Source organism: Steroidobacter sp. (assembly GCF_016790065.1).
In the GTDB taxonomy this organism is placed as follows: domain Bacteria; phylum Pseudomonadota; class Gammaproteobacteria; order Steroidobacterales; family Steroidobacteraceae; genus Steroidobacter.
In genome coordinates this window covers 1-19,828 of the sequence record NZ_JAEUPY010000315.1, presented here as the reverse complement: position 1 = coordinate 19,828, position 19,828 = coordinate 1, and the positions used below count along the sequence as shown (strand labels likewise).

Annotated in this window: 15 protein-coding genes and 1 pseudogene; 3 read left to right on the top strand and 13 right to left on the bottom strand. The window is 62.6% G+C overall.

The window, feature by feature from the left end; translation table 11 throughout:
- Positions 1–157: 157 nt before the first annotated feature.
- From JNL55_RS13310 to prmB, 11 genes and pseudogenes are all read right to left on the bottom strand, one after another.
- Entirely contained in the window at positions 158–1,456 is a 1,299-nt protein-coding gene (locus JNL55_RS13310; protein WP_293853681.1) for a serine/threonine-protein kinase, read from the bottom strand.
- A gap of 33 nt (positions 1,457–1,489) precedes the next feature.
- Entirely contained in the window at positions 1,490–2,995 is a 1,506-nt protein-coding gene (gene purF / locus JNL55_RS13305; protein ID WP_293853679.1) for an amidophosphoribosyltransferase, read from the bottom strand.
- Between the two features lie 2 nt (positions 2,996–2,997).
- The gene (locus tag JNL55_RS13300) at positions 2,998–3,531 is read right to left on the bottom strand and encodes a CvpA family protein (protein ID WP_293853676.1); all 534 of its coding nucleotides are present in this window, start codon (positions 3,529–3,531) and stop codon (positions 2,998–3,000) included.
- Between the two features lie 55 nt (positions 3,532–3,586).
- Positions 3,587–4,354: an SPOR domain-containing protein gene (locus JNL55_RS13295; protein WP_293853674.1), complete on the bottom strand. Its 768-nt coding sequence runs from the start codon at positions 4,352–4,354 to the stop codon at positions 3,587–3,589.
- Positions 4,355–4,410: 56 nt separating this feature from the next.
- Positions 4,411–5,685, bottom strand: a complete 1,275-nt coding sequence (gene folC / locus JNL55_RS13290) for a bifunctional tetrahydrofolate synthase/dihydrofolate synthase (protein ID WP_293853672.1) — start codon at positions 5,683–5,685, stop codon at positions 4,411–4,413.
- A 33-nt stretch (positions 5,686–5,718) separates the two neighbouring features.
- Positions 5,719–6,573 (bottom strand): annotated as a pseudogene (gene accD, locus JNL55_RS13285) (acetyl-CoA carboxylase, carboxyltransferase subunit beta); the annotation flags it as partial.
- Positions 6,574–6,603: 30 nt separating this feature from the next.
- Positions 6,604–7,425 (bottom strand): tRNA pseudouridine(38-40) synthase TruA, encoded by an 822-nt coding sequence (gene truA / locus JNL55_RS13280; RefSeq protein WP_293853667.1) that lies wholly within the window; start codon positions 7,423–7,425, stop codon positions 6,604–6,606.
- Positions 7,426–7,471: 46 nt separating this feature from the next.
- Positions 7,472–10,465, bottom strand: coding sequence for a FimV/HubP family polar landmark protein (locus JNL55_RS13275; protein ID WP_293853665.1), 2,994 nt, complete (start codon positions 10,463–10,465; stop codon positions 7,472–7,474).
- Positions 10,466–10,637: 172 nt separating this feature from the next.
- The gene (locus tag JNL55_RS13270; protein ID WP_293853662.1) at positions 10,638–11,660 is read right to left on the bottom strand and encodes an aspartate-semialdehyde dehydrogenase; all 1,023 of its coding nucleotides are present in this window, start codon (positions 11,658–11,660) and stop codon (positions 10,638–10,640) included.
- Positions 11,661–11,798: 138 nt separating this feature from the next.
- Complete coding sequence (gene aroC, locus JNL55_RS13265) at positions 11,799–12,917, bottom strand: chorismate synthase (RefSeq protein ID WP_293853659.1); 1,119 nt, start codon at positions 12,915–12,917, stop codon at positions 11,799–11,801.
- A gap of 81 nt (positions 12,918–12,998) precedes the next feature.
- Positions 12,999–13,997 (bottom strand): 50S ribosomal protein L3 N(5)-glutamine methyltransferase, encoded by a 999-nt coding sequence (prmB, locus tag JNL55_RS13260; protein WP_293853656.1) that lies wholly within the window; start codon positions 13,995–13,997, stop codon positions 12,999–13,001.
- A gap of 27 nt (positions 13,998–14,024) precedes the next feature.
- Here prmB and JNL55_RS13255 point away from each other — a divergent pair, with 27 nt between their 5' ends.
- From JNL55_RS13255 to epmA, 3 genes are read left to right on the top strand one after another with little or no spacing between them, the layout of a single operon-like run.
- Positions 14,025–14,663 (top strand): SCO family protein, encoded by a 639-nt coding sequence (locus tag JNL55_RS13255; protein WP_293853654.1) that lies wholly within the window; start codon positions 14,025–14,027, stop codon positions 14,661–14,663.
- A 10-nt stretch (positions 14,664–14,673) separates the two neighbouring features.
- Positions 14,674–15,555 carry an archaetidylserine decarboxylase gene (gene asd, locus JNL55_RS13250; RefSeq protein ID WP_293853652.1) on the top strand — a complete coding sequence of 294 codons (882 nt, stop codon included), beginning with the start codon at positions 14,674–14,676 and terminating at the stop codon, positions 15,553–15,555.
- Positions 15,552–16,508 carry an EF-P lysine aminoacylase EpmA gene (epmA, locus tag JNL55_RS13245; protein ID WP_293853650.1) on the top strand — a complete coding sequence of 319 codons (957 nt, stop codon included), beginning with the start codon at positions 15,552–15,554 and terminating at the stop codon, positions 16,506–16,508. Before asd ends, epmA begins: the two co-directional genes overlap by 4 nt.
- Here the strand turns inward: epmA and JNL55_RS13240 are convergent, their stop codons facing one another.
- Both JNL55_RS13240 and JNL55_RS13235 read right to left on the bottom strand, forming a co-directional pair.
- The gene (locus JNL55_RS13240) at positions 16,509–17,510 is read right to left on the bottom strand and encodes an aldo/keto reductase (RefSeq protein WP_293853647.1); all 1,002 of its coding nucleotides are present in this window, start codon (positions 17,508–17,510) and stop codon (positions 16,509–16,511) included. It abuts the gene before it with no gap.
- Positions 17,511–17,633: 123 nt separating this feature from the next.
- The coding region (locus tag JNL55_RS13235) for a serine/threonine-protein kinase (RefSeq protein WP_293853645.1) at positions 17,634–19,828 on the bottom strand (2,195 nt) is incomplete at its 5' end.

Below are 19,828 nucleotides of genomic sequence, written 5' to 3'. Positions count from 1 at the left end.
TCGACCACCAGCTCGCGCCAGCGCTCGCAAGCCACTTCGAACCAACGAGCAGGCGTCGGCGCGAGCAGCACGCCGGTAAAGCGTGATGCGCCAGCGACGGCACTCGGCGCAACGGCAGCAACAACGTTAGAACCATCATCGCATCGAGGCACAGCACTCATCCAAACACCAACTCAAGCTTGCCAAGTTCATCGACCAATTCCCGAGCGGAGCCGTAGCGATCGGTCGGTGCAATCGCCAGCAACCGGTCCAGGATCGGCTGATAAAACTTCAGCTCGTCATTCAACACGGGCCGCGGCGCGTTGCCGTGCAGATAAATGACACCCATGGGAGTCGGGGCCAGGAAAGGTTTCTTACCGGTCAACATCTCGAAAAAAATCACACCCAGGCTATATAAATCGCTGCGTTCATCCAGTTCCTGACCATGACCCTGCTCCGGGCTCATGTAATACGGCGTACCGAAAATCTCCCCGGTGCCGGTCATCTCGACTTTCACATCGTGATGCTTGGCCAAGCCGAAGTCGATCAATGCCAGCGAACCGTCAGCGCGTTCCATGATGTTGCCCGGTTTCAAATCCCGATGCAGCACGCCGACTTCGTGCACGACCAGTAGCGCCGCCGCCATCTGTGCCAGATACTGCAAAGCCAGCCGCGGCCGGATGCCCTTCGCGATGCGCCCGCGCAAATCGCCCAGCGCGAAATATTCCATCGCGATGTACGCGTGATCGTCAGCGATGCCCAGATCGAAAATCCGCACCACGTTGGGATGACGGATCTTGGAAATCAGCTCGTACTCTTGCAGGAAGCGTGAAAACTGCAGGTGCTGATCGCCGGTCTCTGGCGCATCTCTGAGCACCTTCAACACCACCATTTCGCCGGCGCGTTCGCTCTCTGCGAGATACACCATCGAGGTACCGCCGATCGCCAGCTCACGCGCGAAGCGATGACCCAGGATCGTGATCGGTCCAAAACGAGACAACTGCTCGGCTTGCGAGCCGGTGCGCCATAACGCGAGTTCTTGGCGACGACGCTGAACGCCGTCGCGTAGCGCGTTCGCAAGTCGTCGATGATCGATGCGCTCGCGGATCACACAATCCACAGCGCCGCGCTCTACGACGCGCGCAGCCAGCGCCGCATCGTCGCCGCGAGCCAAATAAATTATCGGCGGAAAACCCGTGCGGTACAGGAAGTTCTCCAGCCACTCCTCGCCCCGGCCGCGCTCGCTGCGGTCATCGAGCAGCACCGCGTCGAACCCGATCGCGGAGAACGCGGAGTGCAAGCGGCCGGAAATCATCGGCGCATGAATACGGCATTCCGCATCCGCCCAGACGATGGAGATGTGATGTTCAAGCGAGCGCGCGAGTTCTGTGTGATCGGTGATGATCAACACACGCGGCGCCAACGTGGCGGACGCCGCTGCGAGAGGTCGAGAAGCAGGGCCGGCGGGCAGCGCCATGACGTCAGCTCACACGCTGCCGGCGCCGCGTAATCACACCGCGCGGATAGCTTTCAGCGACGGCGACTGACGACGCTTCGCCTTGGCCTGATCCGAACGCTCATCTTCCAAGCGCTTGAGATAGGCCGGCGTAATGTCGCCCGTGACGTACTCGCCCGAGAAGCAGGACGTGTCGAACTGCTCGATCTGCGAGTCGTGGTGCAAGCACGCGCGTACCAGGTCTTCAATGTCCTGATAGATCAGCCGGTCGGCGCCGATGGACTTGGCGACTTCCTCTTCGGTCTTATCGCTCGCGACCAGCTCGGAGGCCGTCGGCATGTCGATGCCGTAAACGTTGGCGAAGCGCACCGGCGGCGCGGCCGAGGCGAAGTACACGCGACGAGCACCAGCCTCACGCGCCAAATCGATGATCTGCGCGGAAGTCGTGCCGCGGACGATGGAGTCATCGATCAGCAGTACGTTCTTGCCACGGAATTCCAGATCGATCACGTTCAGCTTGGAACGCACCGACTTCTTCCGCTGCTCCTGGCCCGGCATGATGAAGGTGCGGCCGATGTAGCGATTCTTCACGAACCCTTCGCGGTACTTCACACCGAGCAACTGCGCGACTTGCACGGCGGCGGTGCGGCTCGTGTCGGGAATCGGAATGACCACGTCGATGTCGTGATCCCCCCAGACTCGCTTGATCTTTTCAGCGAGCAGATCGCCCATGCGCAGCCGCGCCTTGTGCACGGAGATGTTGTCCATCTTCGAGTCGGGGCGCGCGAAATAAACGTATTCGAAAATGCACGGCGTGTGTTTGGCGGCTGGCGCGCACTGCTGCGAGTACAAGCGACCATGCTCGTCGATGAACACCGCTTCGCCGGGATTCACGTCGCGCTCCAGCGCGAAGCCGAGCATGTCGAGCGCCACGCTCTCGGAGGCGAGCATGTATTCAGAACCCTGCGCCGACTCGCGCTTGCCGAGCACCAGCGGACGAATGCCATGCGGATCGCGGAAGCCCAGCAGACCGTGGCCGACGATCATCGTCACGACGGCGTAGCCACCACGCACGCGGCGATACACCGAGCTGAGGGCGGCGAAGATGTCCGTTGCCGAAGCGCGCGGCGTCTTGACGCGCGACAGCTCACTCGCCAGCACGTTGAGTAACACTTCCGAGTCGGAGCTGGTGTTGAGGTGGCGCAGATCTTCGCGCGTCAGCACTTCGGCGAGTTCAGTCGTGTTGGTGAGGTTGCCGTTGTGGCCGAGGCAGATGCCGTACGGCGAGTTCACGAAGAACGGTTGCGCTTCGGAGGCGCCGTCGCAACCCGCGGTGGGATAGCGCACGTGACCGATACCCACATTGCCTTTCAACTTCAGCATGTGGTTTTCCTGGAAGACATCGCGCACCAGGCCGGTCTTCTTGCGCATGAACAGCTCGCCGTCGTGGTACGTCATGATGCCCGCGGCATCCTGACCACGGTGCTGCAAGACCGTGAGCGCGTCGTAGACCTGTTGATTGACCGGACTATGGCCAACGATACCAACGATGCCGCACATGCTCAGACCCCCGCTCTATTCACCGTGGAACCGGGACGAGCCTGCCGCTGCTTCTCCAGCACGCTCATGCCTGTCTCCGCAAACGACTGCAGCCAACCCGCCGCTTCCGAGGCATACGGCATCAGCCGTGAGCTCTTCCACCAATGGGTTTGGGTGAGCTGCACGAACTGACCCAACAATACGAATACCGCGACGACCACTGCGCCACGCACGAAACCGGTGACCAGCCCGAGCAGGCGGTCGACCATGATGCTGAGGCCTGAATGGCGGAGCATGTAACTGAGGATGCCCGCAAGGATCCAGCCCAGCACCAGCACGCCGAGCACGATCAACGTGCGTGCGGCCCACGTGCTCACCGGCGGATCGCCGACTCTGCCCGCCAACAGCGGCTCGACCACGTGAGCGTAGCGCCACGCCAGCCACAGACCGCCCAGCCAGGCGATGACTCCGATGGCTTCACGGACGAAGCCACGGATTAGCCCCAGGAGCATCGAAAGAACCACTACGCCGAGAATCAGGTAGTCAGCACCATTCATAAGCGCAATAACGATTTACGGCCTCGAGAGCCTTGGGGCGCGCGGATTGTATCACTCACGGATGCGCGACCACTGCCGCACTGGGGATGCTCGGCTTCACGGCCTTGAGCGCGGCGTCGGCGCCGGCGCGATCCTTGGAGGGACCGATACGCACTCGATACAGGGTTTTTCCGCCTGTGGTCACCGGCATCACGAAGGCGCTCTGCCCTTTGGCGCGCCATTCGTTCGCGATTCGCTGTGCCGTGGACTCGCTGGCATAACTACCCAACTGAACTGCCCAGCCTTTGCCTGTCGGGACTGCCGTAGGAGCAGTGGACTTGGGGGCGGGCGGCGGAGATGCAACGGGACGCGGCTCGACTTTCGGCTCGGGCTTGGGCTCCGGCTTGGGTTTGGGCTCGGCTTTCGGCGGAGCCTGAGGTGGCGCTTCAGCACGCGCAGGTTGGGCAGCGAGCTGACGCGGCGCTGGTTCAGCAGTAACCACCGGTTGCGGTTCAGGGGAAGCCTGAACGGGCGCAGGTGCCGCGGCTGGCGGAGTCTGCTCGACTGGCGCGGAAGTCTCGGGCGGCGGCGCCTCTTCCGGCGGTGGCGCGCGAGTTTCGGTTTGCTCGACCGGCGTCGCGGGCTGCGCGCCTGGCGACTGACTCAAGTCGATGGTGTACGTCTTGATCGACGCCTCGCCCGCTCCCTCGCCGTTGGCCGCGGTTTTCGCCGGCTGATCGACAGGGTCGCGGTCGGGTCCCGAGAGCATCTCGGGAATCAGGATGACGGCCGCAGCCATCAACACAGCCGCGCCAATCAGGCGTTCTTTTACGGGGCGTTCCACGGCGCGAAGTATAAAAGGCGCAGCGCGTGAACGACACGCAACTTAACTACTGAAACTCAACTTCTCGCCTGTAACCACTCGAGTGCCGGGCCGACGGTCAGAAACGAGCCGAAGACCACGATGCGATCGCCCGCGCGCGCCAGCGACTCGACAGCCTCGCACCCCGCGGCGACATCCGCAGCGGTCGTTGCAATGTTTGCCCCCAGCTTCGCGAGCCGCGCCGCCAAGGCGTCGACGGGCACGGCGCGCGCGCTCGGCAACCCGACGACGACCCACGCGTCAAATGAATGCCGCAGGATGCTCGCGATGCTGTCGATGTCCTTGTCGCCGAGGATTCCGCAGACCGCGAGGGTTCGGCCGTCGGCCGGTCGCGATACCAGCTGGCCAGCGAGCGCCTGAGCTGCCGCGGGGTTATGGGCGACGTCCAGAATCCAATCGACCGCCGCGGGCTCAGATCGCGGAATGACTTGAAAGCGACCCGACAACGTCACGGTCCGTAGCCCTGCCTCGATTGCCTCTCGCGTAAGCGGCAGCCGCGACGACAAGCATTCCAGCGCGGCGAGCACTGACGAGGCGTTGTCGAACTGCAGTTCACCGTGCAACGCTGGCCGAGGCAGGTCGTCGTAGTGACTTGCGCGGCCGCGCCAGGACCAGCGCTCGCCGTCGGACTGCCAATCGAAGTCCGTGCCGAGTCGATACAAGGGCGTGCCGAGCTGCTGAGCGACCTCGGCTATCGATGCCGGCATATCGCGCGAGCCGTAAATCGCGGGGCGCTCGGCGCGGAAGATGCCCGCTTTCTCGCGGCCGATGCTTTCCACGTCGGGGCCGAGCCAATCCGTGTGATCGAGCGCAATCGACGTGACCACGGCCACGTCGGCGTCCACGGCGTTCACGCTGTCGAGACGGCCTCCGAGGCCTACTTCGAGCACGATGGCATCGACGCCAGCCGTATCGAACACGAGCAACGCTGCGAGGCTGTTGAATTCGAAGAATGTCAGGGTGTCTTCGCCGCGCGCGGCGTCGATGCGCTCGAACGCGGCAATCAACGAAGCATCCGAGACTTCGCGGCCGTCGATGACGATGCGTTCGTTGTAGCGAATCAGATGCGGCGAGGTGAACGTGCCGACGCGATAGCCGCCGGCGCGCAGAATCCGCGAGGTGAGTGCAACGGTCGAGCCTTTGCCGTTAGTGCCCGCGACGGTGATGACGGGGCACTTCGGCTGCTGCCAGCCCAACCGCTGCAGCGTGCGATGCATGCGATCCAAGCCGAGGTCGATGGCGCTCGGATGCAGCGTCTCCTGCCAGCGCAGCCAATCGGCAAGAGATCTCATCGCGGAGTTGTTTTAAGCAGCGACCTTGGGCTGCGGCGCCGGCCGCTGCGTGAAAATCGTCAGCAGGCCCGCGATGCGCTCACGCATGTCGCGGCGGTCGACGATCATGTCCAACGCGCCCTTCTCCAGCAGGAACTCGCTGCGCTGGAAACCTTCCGGCAAGGTCTCACGCACGGTTTGCTGAATGACGCGCGCACCGGCAAAGCCGATCAGCGCCTTGGGTTCGCCGATGTTCACATCGCCGAGCATGGCGAGGCTGGCAGACACGCCGCCGGTGGTCGGATCGGTGAGCACCGAGATGTACGGCAGACGCGCCTTGGCCATGCGAGCCAACGCCGAGCTGGTCTTAGCCATCTGTAGCAGCGACAGCAACGCTTCCTGCATACGCGCGCCACCGCTGGCGGAGAAACAAACGAGCGGCTTGCGATGTTCGAGGCAGTGCTCGGCGGCACGCACGAAACGTTCGCCCACGGCCGAGCCCATCGAGCCGCCGAGGAAGGAGAATTCGAACGCGCACGCCACCACGGGCTCGCCCATCAACGTGCCGGCAAGCACGATCAGCGCGTCTTTTTCCTGCGTGCTCTTCTGTGCTGCCTGCAGGCGGTCGCGATACTTCTTGGTGTCGCGGAATTTGAGCGGATCTTCCGGCTCGATGTTGTCGGCCAGTTCCACCTGCCCTTCGGGATCGAGAAACGCCTCGAGCCGGTCGCGCGCCTGAATGCGCATGTGATGACCGCACTTCGGGCAGACATGCAGATTGCGCTCCAGCTCGGCGCGGTACAGAACCGCGTCGCAGGCCGAGCACTTCATCCACAGGCCTTCGGGGACGGAGCGCGTACGGCGCTCGGTCTTGATCCGCGAAGGCATGATCTTTTCAAACCAGGTCATAGGGGCTGCCTGAATCTACAAAGGGGGCATCTATACTTGGTCCGGAACCGGCCGGCAAGTTGCCGGGACCGGCGCCAATACCGTGAATTCCGGCTCGCTGGGCAGTTTCAAGGCGGGCGCGTACTTGATGCCTGCCAGGTACAGGCCGCCCGGCACGGCGGTCACGCCACCGAGCTTGCGATCCCGGTACTCCAGCACCTGCTTGGACCAATCCAAGGGCCGCTCGCCGGTGCCGATGGCGATCAGCACGCCGGCGATGTTTCGCACCATGTGATGTAAGAAGGCGTTGGCGCAAACCGTGATGACGACCAGTTCACCGTGCCGGGTCACGGAGATCTCGTACATCTTGCGCATGGGCGTGCGCGACTGGCATTGAGCCGCGCGAAACGACGAGAAGTCGTGTTCGCCGATCAGATGCTGGGCCGCCTGGTGCATGCGGGTTTCGTCCAGGTGTTCTCGGACCCAGGACGTGCGATAGGCATTGAGCGCCGGTCGCGGAATGCGGTTCAGGATCACGTATCGATAGAGGCGAGCCATCGCCGAATAGCGCGCGTGGAATCCTTCCGGCACCTCGCGCGCCCAGAGCACGCTGACTTCCTTCGGCATGTTGGAAACCGCGCCCAACAACCACGCGCGTTCGGTGCGAATGGCTGGCGTGTCGAAGTGAATGACTTGCATGGCCGCGTGCACGCCCGCGTCGGTACGGCCGGCGGCCACGACTTGTACCTTGTGATCGGCAACGACGGAGAGGCCTTTCTCCACGACGTCCTGCACGCCGACGGCATGGATTTGGGATTGCCAGCCGGCAAACGAGCTACCGTCGTATTCGATACCTAGAGCGAGTCGGGGCATGGGGATCTGCCGGCTCCCGGGATGGGAGCCGGCGCACAACAATGAATCAGCGAATCGAGTCCATCAAGCGCTGCGCTTCCTGCTTCTGGCTCGGGTTACCTTCGGACAGCACCTCATCCAGGATGCTGCGGGCACCGTCCGGGTCGCCCATGTCCATGTAAGCGCGCGCCAAGTCGAGCTTGGTGCCGACTTCGCTCATGGTGACCGGCTCGAGCTCGGACAGCTCCATTTCCGTGGCCATGGCATGACGCTGGGTCGGCTCGCGGTCCTCGCTGGAGGTCAGCGAATCGCCAACGTCCAGATCGACACCGCCGCGCGGCACTTCGTGCGTGCGGTCGTCCGGGCCGAACACGTCGCTCGAGAAAATGTCATCGTCGTCGCGCGACTGGCGAACCGTGTCGGACGTCGGCCGCACATCGCTCAGCTCTTCCAGATCCAAATCGATGTCGGTCAGGCCCAGCGGCTTCTTCAGCGAGGCCGTCGAGTCCACATCCGGGCGCCGGTGTTCGGCGGTATCGCCGCCGCCGGTCAGGTCCACTTGATCGATATAGATGGTGCCCGTGCTTTCGATGTCGCCATCGAAACGCTCGGCAACGCGCGGCGCTTCCATCGTGCGATCGAAGCTGCTCAGCGACGGCGCCAGCTGGGTCATTTCATCGTCGCGCAGCGGCTGCACCACGTCTTCGGTCAGGTCCTTCTCGAGCGCGTTGGTGTCTTCGAGCGCGCGCTCGTGCTCGATGTTGTCCACATCGAGACCCAGATCGTCGATGGACAGCTCGGCGGTGTCGCCGGTGCTGGTGCCCTTGGAGAACACGGCCTTGTCGACTTTCTCGCGCACGGTCTGCGAAGTACGGTCGATGACCGGCGACTCGATGGTCGGCGTTTCCTGCGTGCGGGCCAGCGCGTCCACTTCACGCGTGCGCTGTTCCTGCGTGTCGTCGTCGTTGGGCTCGTCGAGCAGGAAGTCCAGATCGCTCGCGACTTGCGTGGCATCGGTCGGACCACGGTGCTCGCCGCTCGCGAATTCCAGATCCAAGCCCTGGCGATCGTCGCCCGAAGGCTCGGCGAACAGATCGACGTCGACGCGGTTCTCGCCGCCTTCGAGGTTCACGTCCACCAGGCCCACGTGGCTGCCCTCGCCCTTGAACATCTCGTTCTCGGCGGCGATCTGCTTGCCCATGATCAGGACCTTGTCCCACTCACCGGCCGCGGCTTCGTGACGCGTCTCGTACAGATCGCGCGCGGTGTCGAGGAACAGATCCTTGTTGCCCCAGACGAAATAAATTTCCAGCAGCTTCAGCTTCAGGTCGCGACGGCCCGGCTCGCGATCGATGGCGATCTTCACCAGATCCGCAGCCTGGTCGTACAGACCATAGGCCATGTGGAAGTCGGCCTCGGCCAGCGCATCCTGCTGATCGAAGCGGACTGCCGACTCGCTGCTCAGCGTGTCTTCGACAGAACGCGCGGCTGGTGCCGGAGCGGCATCGAAAGCGCGGGCGGGTTCGCGACGCTGGGTCTGGACCGGCTCATCGAAGTCCAAGTCGTCGTCCAGATTGGTCTTCACCAAGCCGGCGTCGTCTTCGCCCTCGACCAGGAACGCATCGGCGCGAGCGCCTTTGTTCGACGGTGCGAGCGCGCGTGCAGGCCGCTCGGACGGCGGATCGAACGCGAGCGGAGTCGACAATGAATCGAGCGTATCGTCCTCGGCGTCGCGACGACGGCGCATGAACAACACGCCGAGCACCACGGCCAGGCCGAGTGCAATCAGCACCCACCAATATTCAGTGAGGCGCTCGACCAGCGTCGGCTCGGACGCAGCCGGCGGCGGTGTGGCCGCAGGCGGTGTCTGCGCAGGTGCTTCGGCAACCGGAGCAGCCGACTCTTCAGCAGGGGTCGGTTCGGTCGGAGCTTGCGCTTCCGTCGGCGGCGGCGTGGGCTCGGCCACCGGCGCAGCTGGGGTCGGCTCGACGTTTTTCTGAGCTTGCGCCAGGCCCGGGTTCTCGACTTCGAGACGACGATCCGGCGCGCTCGGCGTACCAGGACGCGCGGACGGCTGCGGCTGCTGTTGAGCCTGCTGCTGCGGCGCTGGTGTCGGCGGCGTGGGCGTTTCTTGCGGCGTGACCAGACGCAGCCGATCGGCTTCCGCTGTGGTGTCGGCAACGACGCCACCCGACCACTCGGCAGCCTGGCGCGCCACTTCGGCGCCAGCTTCACCCGCAGAGATGGCTTCGATCTCGGCCAATTCAGGAATGCGCAGCACGCTACCCGCGCGCAGACGATTGATGTTGCCGCTGAACGCCTGTGGGTTCGCGCGGAACAACGCGATCATGGTGCGGTTGTTGACGCTTCTACCGCCCGGATTGGCGGCGGCCGCGATCTTCGACAGCGTGTCATTGCGCTGAACGGTGTACTCGCTGCCCGGCGAAGCAATGACCTGCGAATCGGTAGGCTCTTCGACGCGCTGAACTCGCGTCGGCTCGGGCGCCGGCGTGGGAGCAGCAGGCGTCGGCCGCGGCGTGACAGCCGGCGGCGGAGCGGGAGTCGGTTCAGGAGCAGGCGTCTGGCGACGCTCGATGCGACCTTCCGCCGTCGTCGCCGACTGCGGAGTGGTGACCGGCGCCGGCGCTTCGTTCTGCGACGGCATCAACACCGGCGGATCGAGCAGCACGGTGTATTCGCGCACCAGCCGACCGCGCGCCCAGCTCGCTTCGACCAGCAAAGTCACATACGGCTCGGTGACCGAGCGATTGGAAGTGACTTTGATGGTCGCTTTGCCATCGCGGCCGCGGCTCACTGAGAAATCGAAATTGCTCAGGTACTGCGGACGGTCGATGCCGTAGCGGGAGAACACGTCCTGGCTCGCCAAAGCGACGCGCAGACTGCCGAGCTCCTCCGGGGTCGGGGAGAGCAGTTCGATTTCCGCATTGAAAGGCTGGTTCAGGGCGGAATTGAGGCGGATTTCCCCCAGACCCAGTGCGTACAGCGTCACAGGGGACAGCAGGGCGCCCGTCAGCAGCAGGCGCGGCAGGTGTCTTCTCATCAGCTCTCCCGGTACGGTCCCGAAGCATCCTTAAAGCAATGTGGGGCGCCTCCACGAGGGGTCAGGCAACCGTCTTATGGAAAACGCCCCTGCTACAGATGACTAGCGCGCCTGGCTCTCGAAGATCATGAAAAGCTCATGTGCTTCTTGACTTTAGGCGCGCAACTATAGCTTACAAATACTCTTTCACCAAAATCTCGGCGATTTGGACGCTATTTAACGCCGCTCCCTTGCGGACGTTATCGGACACAATCCACAGATTTAGACCCCGGTCGTGACTGATGTCCTCCCGGATGCGTCCCACGAACACCGGATCGGTCCCGGCGGCCTCGGTCACGGGGGTGGGATACCCGCCCGGCTTGCGCTCGTCTATCAGTACCACCCCAGGCGCCTTACTGAGCAATTCCCGGGCCTCGGCCTCGCCCAGCTTGCGCCGGGTCTCGATGCTGACCGCCTCGGAATGACCGATGAACACGCCGACCCGCACCGCCGTAGCGTTCACTTTGATGTTCTTGTCCTCGAAGATTTTCTGGGTTTCCCAGAACATCTTCATCTCTTCCTTGGTGTAGCCGTTGTCCAGGAACACGTCGATCTGCGGCACCACGTTGAACGCGATCTGCTTGGCGATCACCTTCGGCGTCACCGCGCCGCCCTTCAGCAGGGTCTCGGTCTGGGACTGCAGCTCGTCGATGGCCTTCTGGCCGCCGCCCGACACCGACTGATAAGTCGCCACATTGATGCGTTCGATACCGGCGGCATCGTGCAACGGCTTCAACGCCACCAGCATCTGCATGGTCGAGCAGTTCGGGTTGGCAATGATGTTGTGCTTCTTATAGCCGGCGATGGCGTGCGGATTGACCTCGGTCACCACCAGCGGAATGTCGTCCTGATAACGGAACTGCGAGGTGTTGTCGACCACCACGCAACCGGCCTGGCCGGCGCGCACCGCATGTACCTTGGAAACGCTGGCACCGGCCGAGAACAGACCGACCTGCGCTTTGCTGAAGTCGAAGGTCTCGACATCCAGCACTGGAATGTCTTTACCTTTGAAGCGAATGGTTTTGCCGACGGATTTGGCGCTCGCCAGGGGAAACAGCTCGCCCACGGGAAAATCGCGCTGTTCCAGAATCGACAGCATGTTGCTGCCGACCAGACCCGTCGCACCCAAAACCGCCACATTCCAACGCTTGCTCATGACTCCAGACTCAGTTGCTCACCAGATTTGGATTTAAAAGGGGACAGATCTATTTTCGTGGACCGCCGGCCGGAAAAGCCACTTCGCGGCACGAAAATAGATCTGTCCCCTTTATAAATCAGGGTCGCGCACACTACCTCAATCATGGTCCGGAAGCAGCGGCTTGGACACGAATTTAAGCTTTTCGTGCACGCTCACGTCGGCGTTCTGGCCGCGTTGCCGGAGATAGTGATCCATCAATACCAACGCCAACATGGCCTCGGCGATGGGGGTCGCGCGCAGTCCTACACAGGGGTCGTGCCGCCCGGTGGTGATTACCTCCACACTGTTGCCGTCCACGTTCACGCTGCGCCCGGGGATGGTGATGCTGGACGTGGGCTTGAGCGCGATGCTGACCAGGATGTCCTGGCCCGAAGAGATGCCACCGAGCACGCCGCCTGCGTTGTTGGAAACAAAGCCTTGCGGCGTGATTTCGTCGCGATGCTCGCTGCCCTTCTGACTGATGCTGCCGAAGCCAGTGCCAATCTCCACGCCCTTCACGGCGTTGATGCTCATCATGGCGAACGCGATATCGGCATCGAGACGATCGAAGACCGGCTCGCCGAGCCCCGCGGGCACGCCATTGGCAATCACGTTCACACGCGCGCCGACCGAATCGCCTTCACGGCGCAGCTCGATCATGTAGTTCTCGAGCTCTTCCAGTCGCGACGGATCGGGGCTGAAGAACGCGTTGTCGTAAACCGTCGCCAACGACTTCGGCTCGAGCACCAGCGGCCCCAACTGCGCGAGGTAGCCCTGAATGGTGACGCCCAGGCGACTGCGCAGATATTTACGAGCAATCGCGCCGGCTGCCACGCGCATGACAGTTTCGCGCGCGGATGAACGGCCACCGCCGCGATAGTCGCGGAAGCCATATTTTTGCTGATAGGTGTAATCGGCGTGCCCGGGACGAAACCGGTCTTTGATCTTCTCGTAGTCATACGAGCGCTGGTCGGTGTTTTCGATCAACAGCCCGATGGGCGTGCCGGTGGTCCGACCCTCGAACACCCCGGACAGGATCCGCACCTGGTCCGGCTCTTTGCGCTGACTGGTATGGCGCGAGGTGCCGGTGCGACGCCGCTCCAGCTCCGGCTGAATGTCCGCTTCGGACAGTTCCAAGCCCGGCGGACAGCCATCGACGATACAGCCGAGCGCGGGCCCGTGGCTTTCGCCGAAGGTGGTGACAGTGAACAGCTTGCCTAAGGTGTTACCGGACATTGCAGCAAAGTTTTCAGTCAGTTGAGTGCGGACTGATTCTACCCACACTGAGCTGCTCTGCCCGCCGTTTTGCGCGAACTTTTACGACTTCGCGACCAGTTGCTCACGGGTCAGCAGGAACACCCCGCCGCCGCCGCGCTCGAACTCCAGCCACATGAAGGGCATCCGAGGCAGCGCCGCCACCAGGGCGTCCTCCGAATTGCCCACCTCCACAATCAATATGCCGTTGGGCTGCAGATGCGCCGCCGCCTGGTCGAGGATTCGATGCACGATGTCCAAGCCATCGCGGCCGCCGTGCAACCCCAGCACCGGCTCGCGTCGATACTCCTCCGGCAACCCAGCGAGTTCCTCGTCGCCCACATAGGGCGGATTGGAAACGATCACGTCGTAGCGCTCATCCGGCACGCCGTCGAACACGTCTGACTGCACGGCGCGCATGCGGTCTTTGAGCGAATGACGCTCGATGTTCTTGCGAGTGACCGCGAGCGCGTCGGTCGAGATGTCGGCTGCATCGACCTTCGCTTTTGGAAAAGCCAACGCCGAGGCAATGGCGATACACCCCGAGCCCGTGCCGATATCCAGAATCCGCCGCACCTTGGTGGGATCGATCCAGGGACGAAAGCGCGCTTCGATCAGCTCGGCAATCGGCGAACGCGGCACCAGTACGCGTTCATCGACATAGAACTCATGGCCGCAGAACCACATCCGATGAGTCAGATAGGCAGCAGGCACACGCTCGCGAATACGCCGCTCGATCAAAGCGAGCGCCTTGGTTCGCTGCGTGGCCTTGAGCACCTGGCCGTACACCTCGTCGGCTTCGTCGTGACGCAGACCGGCCGCGAAAAACACCAGCTCGGCGGCTTCATCGACGGCGTTGTCGGTGCCATGACCGAACCACAATTCGGCGTGCGCAAAGCGTTCTGCAGCGAAGCTGATCAGCTGTGCAACTGTTGCAGACTCGGGCGCGCCTGCGACTGGCGATGAATCGCGGGTTCGGGCCGGGCCGCGCTTATTGGCTGGCTTGGCCACGAGCCGAACTTTGGCGGCGGACTTCTTGGAAGCGGATTTCTTGGCGGGCATGCGATACTTGGCGCCACGAGGAGACCAATGAGTCGAGCAAAATCGATAGGACTCGCGGCTACGGTCGCTATTGTAGCGATAGCGGCGGGCATGCTGTTGTCGCGCGCACTGCTGGATCGATCCGGCGGCGGGCCGACCTTGGCCAAAGCCACCTTGCTCGATCCGGCGCGGCCGCTGCCGCCGATGGCATTCGTCGATCAGCAGAACCGGCCGTTCGGCCTGGAACAGCTGCAGGGCCATTGGAGCATTTTGTTCTTCGGCTTCACCTTCTGTCCGGACGTCTGCCCCACCACGCTGGCGTTGCTGGCGCAGGTCGAAAAGCAGCTCGCCGATTTGCCCACCGAACATCGCCCGCACATCGTGCTGGTGTCGGTCGACCCGAAGCGCGACCGGCCCGAGCGCCTCGCGCAGTACGTGAAATCGTTCAGCCCCACCTTCACCGGCATCACCGGCGAGCAGGAAGCGGTGCACGAGTTCGCACTGAAACTCGGCGTGCCGGTGGCGATTTCACCGCTGCCCGGCGGCAACTACACCGTCGATCATTCGGCGGCGATTTTCATCGTCGATCCGAGCGGCGCCTTGCGAGCTCTGTCTTCCACGCCTCACGAAGTGCCCATCATCGCCGAAGACTACCGCAGCATCGTCGCTGCCTATCCCATCTCGTGATCGCCAGCTCATGACCGAAGTGTCCTCCGTCAGCACTGGCGACCGGCTGTTCGCCGCGCTCCAGTACGTCCTGCCCAAACATTTGATGTCGCGCGTGATCTACGCAATCACGCGCAGCCAGTCGGCGTTCGTCAAGAACACCTTCCTGCGCATTTTTCTGAAGTTGTTCGACATCAATATGGCCGAGGCGGCGCAGTCCGATCCGTTCGCCTATCGCACCTTCAATGATTTTTTCACGCGCGCGTTGAAGCCCGGCGTGCGCCCGATCGCCATCGAGTCGGAGTTCATCGTGAGCCCGGTCGACGGCACGGTGAGCCAAGCCGGCGAGTTGCTGAACGAATCCATTCTGCAGGCCAAGGGTCAGCACTACACCTTGCAGGAATTGTTGGCGGGCGATGAAGAGTCCATCGCCACGTATCGCAATGGCAGCTTCGCGTGCATTTATCTGGCGCCCTACAACTATCACCGCATTCACATGCCGTATGCGGGCACGGCGCTGAAGAATATTTACGTGCCCGGCGATCTGTTCAGCGTGAACGCATCGACGGCACGCTCGGTACCGCGCGTCTTTGCTCGCAACGAACGTTTGATTTGTGAATTCACCACGCCGGTCGGTCGCGTCGCCGTGATTCTGGTGGGCGCGCTGCATGTCGGCAGCATCGAAACGGTGCATTGTGGCGAAGTGAATCCGCCGCCTCGCTCTCGCAAACAACCGGAAATCATTGCCAGCGGCGTGGGTCGCGGCTTCGAGAAGGGCGAAGAGCTTGGCCGCTTCAACATGGGTTCAACCGTGGTGTTGCTGTTCGAGCGTGGGCGCATTCATTGGGACGCAGCGCTGCGCCCGAATGCCACTGTGCAACTCGGCCGCCCGATCGCCCGGACTGCGCAATGAGCGATGACTGGCGTCCGACAGCAGCGATTGCCACGCTCGAAGTGCGTGCGTCGATGTTGCGGGCCGCTCGTGAATACTTCACGGCCACTCGCTCGCTCGAAGTAGATACGCCGACCATCAGCTCGGCCGCAGTCACCGACGTTCATCTGGCGAGCGTTGCGGCGACGACGGTGGCTCGTCCGACGTTTCTACACACCTCGCCCGAATACGCGATGAAACGTTTACTCGCAGCGGGCTGCGGCGACATCTGGCAGATCTGCAAGGTGTATCGCGATGGCGAAAGCGGCCGGTCGCACAATCCTGAATTCACCATGATCGAGTGGTATCGGCTCGGCATGGACCACCACGCATTGATGTCTGACGTCGAACGGCTGATCGGCGCGATGCTGCCGCCGGCGCGCGCCTTCGACCGCTCCGAGCGACTCACTTATCGCGAGGCGGTGCATCTACACACGGGCATCGATCCATTCGACGATCCGGTGCCTGTGTTAGTCGCGCGACTGGAAAGCGCAGGCATCGAAGTGCCGCTCGCTGTGAGGGCCGATCGCGATGGCTGCTTGGATTTGATCATGGCGGTTCTGGTCGGCCCGCAACTCGGTCACGACCGGCTGTCATTCATCTATGACTATCCGGCCTCGCAAGCGGCACTCGCACAGATTCGCGGGCCGGTGGCATCGCGCTTCGAGGCCTATATGGATGGGCTCGAGCTATGCAATGGCTTTCACGAGCTCGCCAACGCGGCCGAGCAGCGCGCTCGGTTCGAGAAGGATCTCGCCGAACGCGCCAAACGCGGCTTGCCGCCGATGCCCATGGACGAACGTTTCCTCGCCGCGCTCGAACACGGACTGCCGGAGTGCTCCGGCGTCGCGCTGGGTTTCGACCGCTTGGTGATGTGCGCCACCGGCGCCAAACATATTGACGCCGTGCTGGCATTTCCCTTCGACCGGGCCTGATTACCGATCGATCATCTTCATCCGGCCAGCGGTGTAACGCGGACCGGCGACTTGGCCGGTGTCGCCGATTGCATCTAGCTGCGCCAGCTCTTGCGTCGTCAGCGTGACTGACGCGGCCAGAACATTCTCTTCGAGATACTTGCGTCGCTTGGTGCCTGGAATGGGCGCAATGTCCTCGCCCTTCTGTAACACCCAAGCAAGCGCCACTTGTGCCGGCGTTGCACCCTTGCTCTCAGCAACGGCACTCACCTGCTCCACCAGCTGCAGATTCCGATCGTAGTTCTCGCCCTGGAAACGCGGATCCTCGCGACGAAAATCGCTTTCACTAGTCGCTTCCAGTCGCGGCGCCTTGCCCGTCAAAAAGCCACGACCCAACGGACAGTACGGCACCAACCCGATACCCAACTCTCGCAGCAGCGGAATAATCTCCGGCTCCAGATTGCGCTCCCACAACGAATACTCACTCTGCAACACCGAGATCGGATGCACCGCATGCGCACGACGAATCGTCTGCGCGCCCGCCTCCGACAAACCGAGGTAACGCACTTTTCCCTGCTTCACCAACTGCGCCATCGCACCGACGGTATCTTCGATGGGCACGTTCGGATCAACCCGATGCTGATAAAACAAATCGATGTAATCCGTCCCCAACCGCTGCAGACATTCATCCGCAGTTTTCAACACGTGCTCCGGCCGGCTATTCACACCGCCAAGCCGATCCTTACCGGACAGATCGAATCCGAACTTGGTCGCGATCACCGCCTGGTCACGCTTGCCTTTCAGCGCCTTACCCAGCAACTCCTCGTTGTGATACGGCCCATACACTTCGGCGGTATCGAAAAAATTCACACCCAGCTCGAGCGCACGATGCAGGGTAGCGATGGATTCGACGTCGTCGCCGACTCCGTAATGCTGACTCATGCCCATGCAGCCCAAGCCGAGCGCGGACACCGTCAGACCCTGAGAACCTAATTTACGAGAACCCAATTTACGTTGTTGCATACCGTCTCCTCGCGCACGGCACACAGTGTCGCCGACGAAGGTCCCGACAGCGTTATACGAAGCCGCACGATGCTTGCCTGAAAATGCGCTCTCGCGTAGCCGCCGGCAAGAGGCGGAAGTCAATTATCTAGCGGCGCGGCCGGATGCGTCGATAGCGCTCAGCTGACGGTGGATGGCCGCCATCGCCGGATGCGTGGCCGGCATGATCTTCTGACGCAGCGTGGTCGCTTCGTCCAACAAACTGCGAGCACCCGCAAGATCGTCCGAAGCTACACGCAGCTCGGCAAGCGTACACAACGCCTCGGCCAAGCGCGCCGGCTCATCTTGTTTACGCAAATTCGCGACCGCCCCTTCGAGATCGGCAGCGGCAGCACTCTTCTGTCCCGTAACCAGATTGAGTCGACCGCGCTCCAATGCGACCAGCACGTGACGCCGGTCATTCGCATCGAAGCGTTGCTTCGCAATCGCGTCCGCTTCAGTCAATGCCGTTCGTGCATCAGCCACATCACCGCGCTCGCGTAGCGCCGCCGAACGTTCGAGCAACGAACTCACCAACTGCGGGCTGCCTGGACCGACAGCGTTGCGCTTCAGTTCGATGGCGCGATCCGCATGCTCCAACGCGTGCGTGAAATCGCCGGCTTCGCGGTACACGCCCGCCAGATTGTGATGCGCAATCGCCAAGTCCAACTGATCCGGCTCACGCCCCGCCTCAAAGATCCGCAACGCTTCAACCAGCGCCTGCTCCGCGCCCTGATAGTCGCCCTTGGCTCGCAGCAGCGTCGCGAGATTGTTCTGCGCACGGGCCACCAGCATGTGATTCTTACCGAGAATCTCAATCTGTCGCGCCACGAAGCGACGGAACAGCGGCTCAGCCTCTTCGAGTTTGAACTGCCGGCGCAAAATAGTGCCGAGGGTGTTCAACCCGTTGGCGTAGAGATCATGACCTTCGTAGATCGCCCCTTGTAACAAGGGCAGCGCTTCACGCGCGTAGCGCTCGCCCTCGGCGTAATTGCCCGACTCGCTATAAGTGAATGCAAAGCCTTGCAGGACATTGCCCAGCGTGGCCTGTTCCGCCATAGGTAACGCACGCGCGCTGACCTCGGCGCGTTTGTGATATTCGATAGCGTCCTCGAAGCGCTGCTCGGCCCGCAGATTGGTGGCGATGGAATGCAACAGCCGCGCCCATTCGACGCCCTGCTCCAGGCCCAAGCGAATCCGAATGAGCTCGGCTTCACCGAACGCCTGCTCGGCCAACGGAAACTTCGACATCGAGTGATGCACGTGCCCGAGTGCCTCCAGCGCACGCGCCAGTTCGACATCGGTCTCGCCGTACTCCGAGCGCGCCACGCTCACTTGCCGCTCCATCAATCCCAGCGCTTCGGGCATCAATCCCAGACCGCTGTACGACTGGCCCATCTTGCGCATCAATGACAAACGCAGACGCGGCTCGTTGAGCAGATCGCGATCGATACGTGCAGCGGCAGCGTCGAGCGCATCTCGCACTGTGACTTCGGCACCGCGCGTTTCATTCGGATTGGCGCGGCGAAACACGTCTGTCATGAACTCAGCCACGCTGTCGGCCGCTTTGCGCTCTCGTTGCGCGATGTCGCGCTCTTCGGCCAATCGACCGGTGTAAAACGAGATAAGCGTGACGATCATCAACACCGATGCTGTCGCGCCGGCGACTGCCCATGCGTTTCGACGCACGAATTTGCGCGCGCGATACGCCCAGGTATCCGGACGCGCCTGCACAGGCCTGCCTTCGAGATAGTTTTGAATATCCACCGCCAGCGCCGCTGCTGTTTGATAGCGACGCGCCGGATCGCGATGCATGGCCTTAAGCACGATGTTGTCGAGATCGCCTCGTAGCTCGGCTGCGAGCCCGCGCCGCTCTGTTTCCACGGGCACTCGTGTACTCGGCGGCGCCGGACTGGTGAGACCGACGATTCTGGTGATTTCGCTGAACGACAGATTGGCGAATTCGAACGGCCGCTTGCCGCTCAACAATTCATACAGCAGCACGCCCAGTGCATAGATGTCCGAAGTCGTGCCCACCGGCTGACCGAGCAACTGCTCGGGGCTCGCATGATCGGGCGTCAACACGCGATCGATCTGCTGTGTCATCGCGTGATCCACGCCACCTTCCGGATTGAGCAGCTTGGCCACACCGAAATCGAGCAGCTTCACCCTGCCCTGTTCGGTCACCAGAATGTTCGAAGGCTTCAGATCGCGATGAATCACCAGATTTTGGTGCGCGTACTGCACGCTGGCGCACACCTGCTGCATCAGGTTGAGTTTGGCTTCGATGCCGAGCCGGC

Excerpts from the sequence above, each read along its gene's own strand:
- purF (WP_293853679.1), bottom strand. The coding sequence starts at position 2,995 with ATGTGCGGCATCGTTGGTATCGTTGGCCATAGTCCGGTCAATCAACAG.
- folC (WP_293853672.1), bottom strand. The coding sequence starts at position 5,685 with ATGAGATCTCTTGCCGATTGGCTGCGCTGGCAGGAGACGCTGCATCCG.
- JNL55_RS13240 (WP_293853647.1), bottom strand. The coding sequence starts at position 17,510 with ATGCAACAACGTAAATTGGGTTCTCGTAAATTAGGTTCTCAGGGTCTG.
- JNL55_RS13275 (WP_293853665.1), bottom strand. The coding sequence starts at position 10,465 with ATGAGAAGACACCTGCCGCGCCTGCTGCTGACGGGCGCCCTGCTGTCC.
- JNL55_RS13300 (WP_293853676.1), bottom strand. The coding sequence starts at position 3,531 with ATGAATGGTGCTGACTACCTGATTCTCGGCGTAGTGGTTCTTTCGATG.
- JNL55_RS13270 (WP_293853662.1), bottom strand. The coding sequence starts at position 11,660 with ATGAGCAAGCGTTGGAATGTGGCGGTTTTGGGTGCGACGGGTCTGGTC.
- truA (WP_293853667.1), bottom strand. The coding sequence starts at position 7,425 with ATGCCCCGACTCGCTCTAGGTATCGAATACGACGGTAGCTCGTTTGCC.
- asd (WP_293853652.1), top strand. The coding sequence starts at position 14,674 with ATGACCGAAGTGTCCTCCGTCAGCACTGGCGACCGGCTGTTCGCCGCG.
- prmB (WP_293853656.1), bottom strand. The coding sequence starts at position 13,997 with ATGCCCGCCAAGAAATCCGCTTCCAAGAAGTCCGCCGCCAAAGTTCGG.
- epmA (WP_293853650.1), top strand. The coding sequence starts at position 15,552 with ATGAGCGATGACTGGCGTCCGACAGCAGCGATTGCCACGCTCGAAGTG.
- JNL55_RS13255 (WP_293853654.1), top strand. The coding sequence starts at position 14,025 with ATGAGTCGAGCAAAATCGATAGGACTCGCGGCTACGGTCGCTATTGTA.
- aroC (WP_293853659.1), bottom strand. The coding sequence starts at position 12,917 with ATGTCCGGTAACACCTTAGGCAAGCTGTTCACTGTCACCACCTTCGGC.
- JNL55_RS13310 (WP_293853681.1), bottom strand. The coding sequence starts at position 1,456 with ATGGCGCTGCCCGCCGGCCCTGCTTCTCGACCTCTCGCAGCGGCGTCC.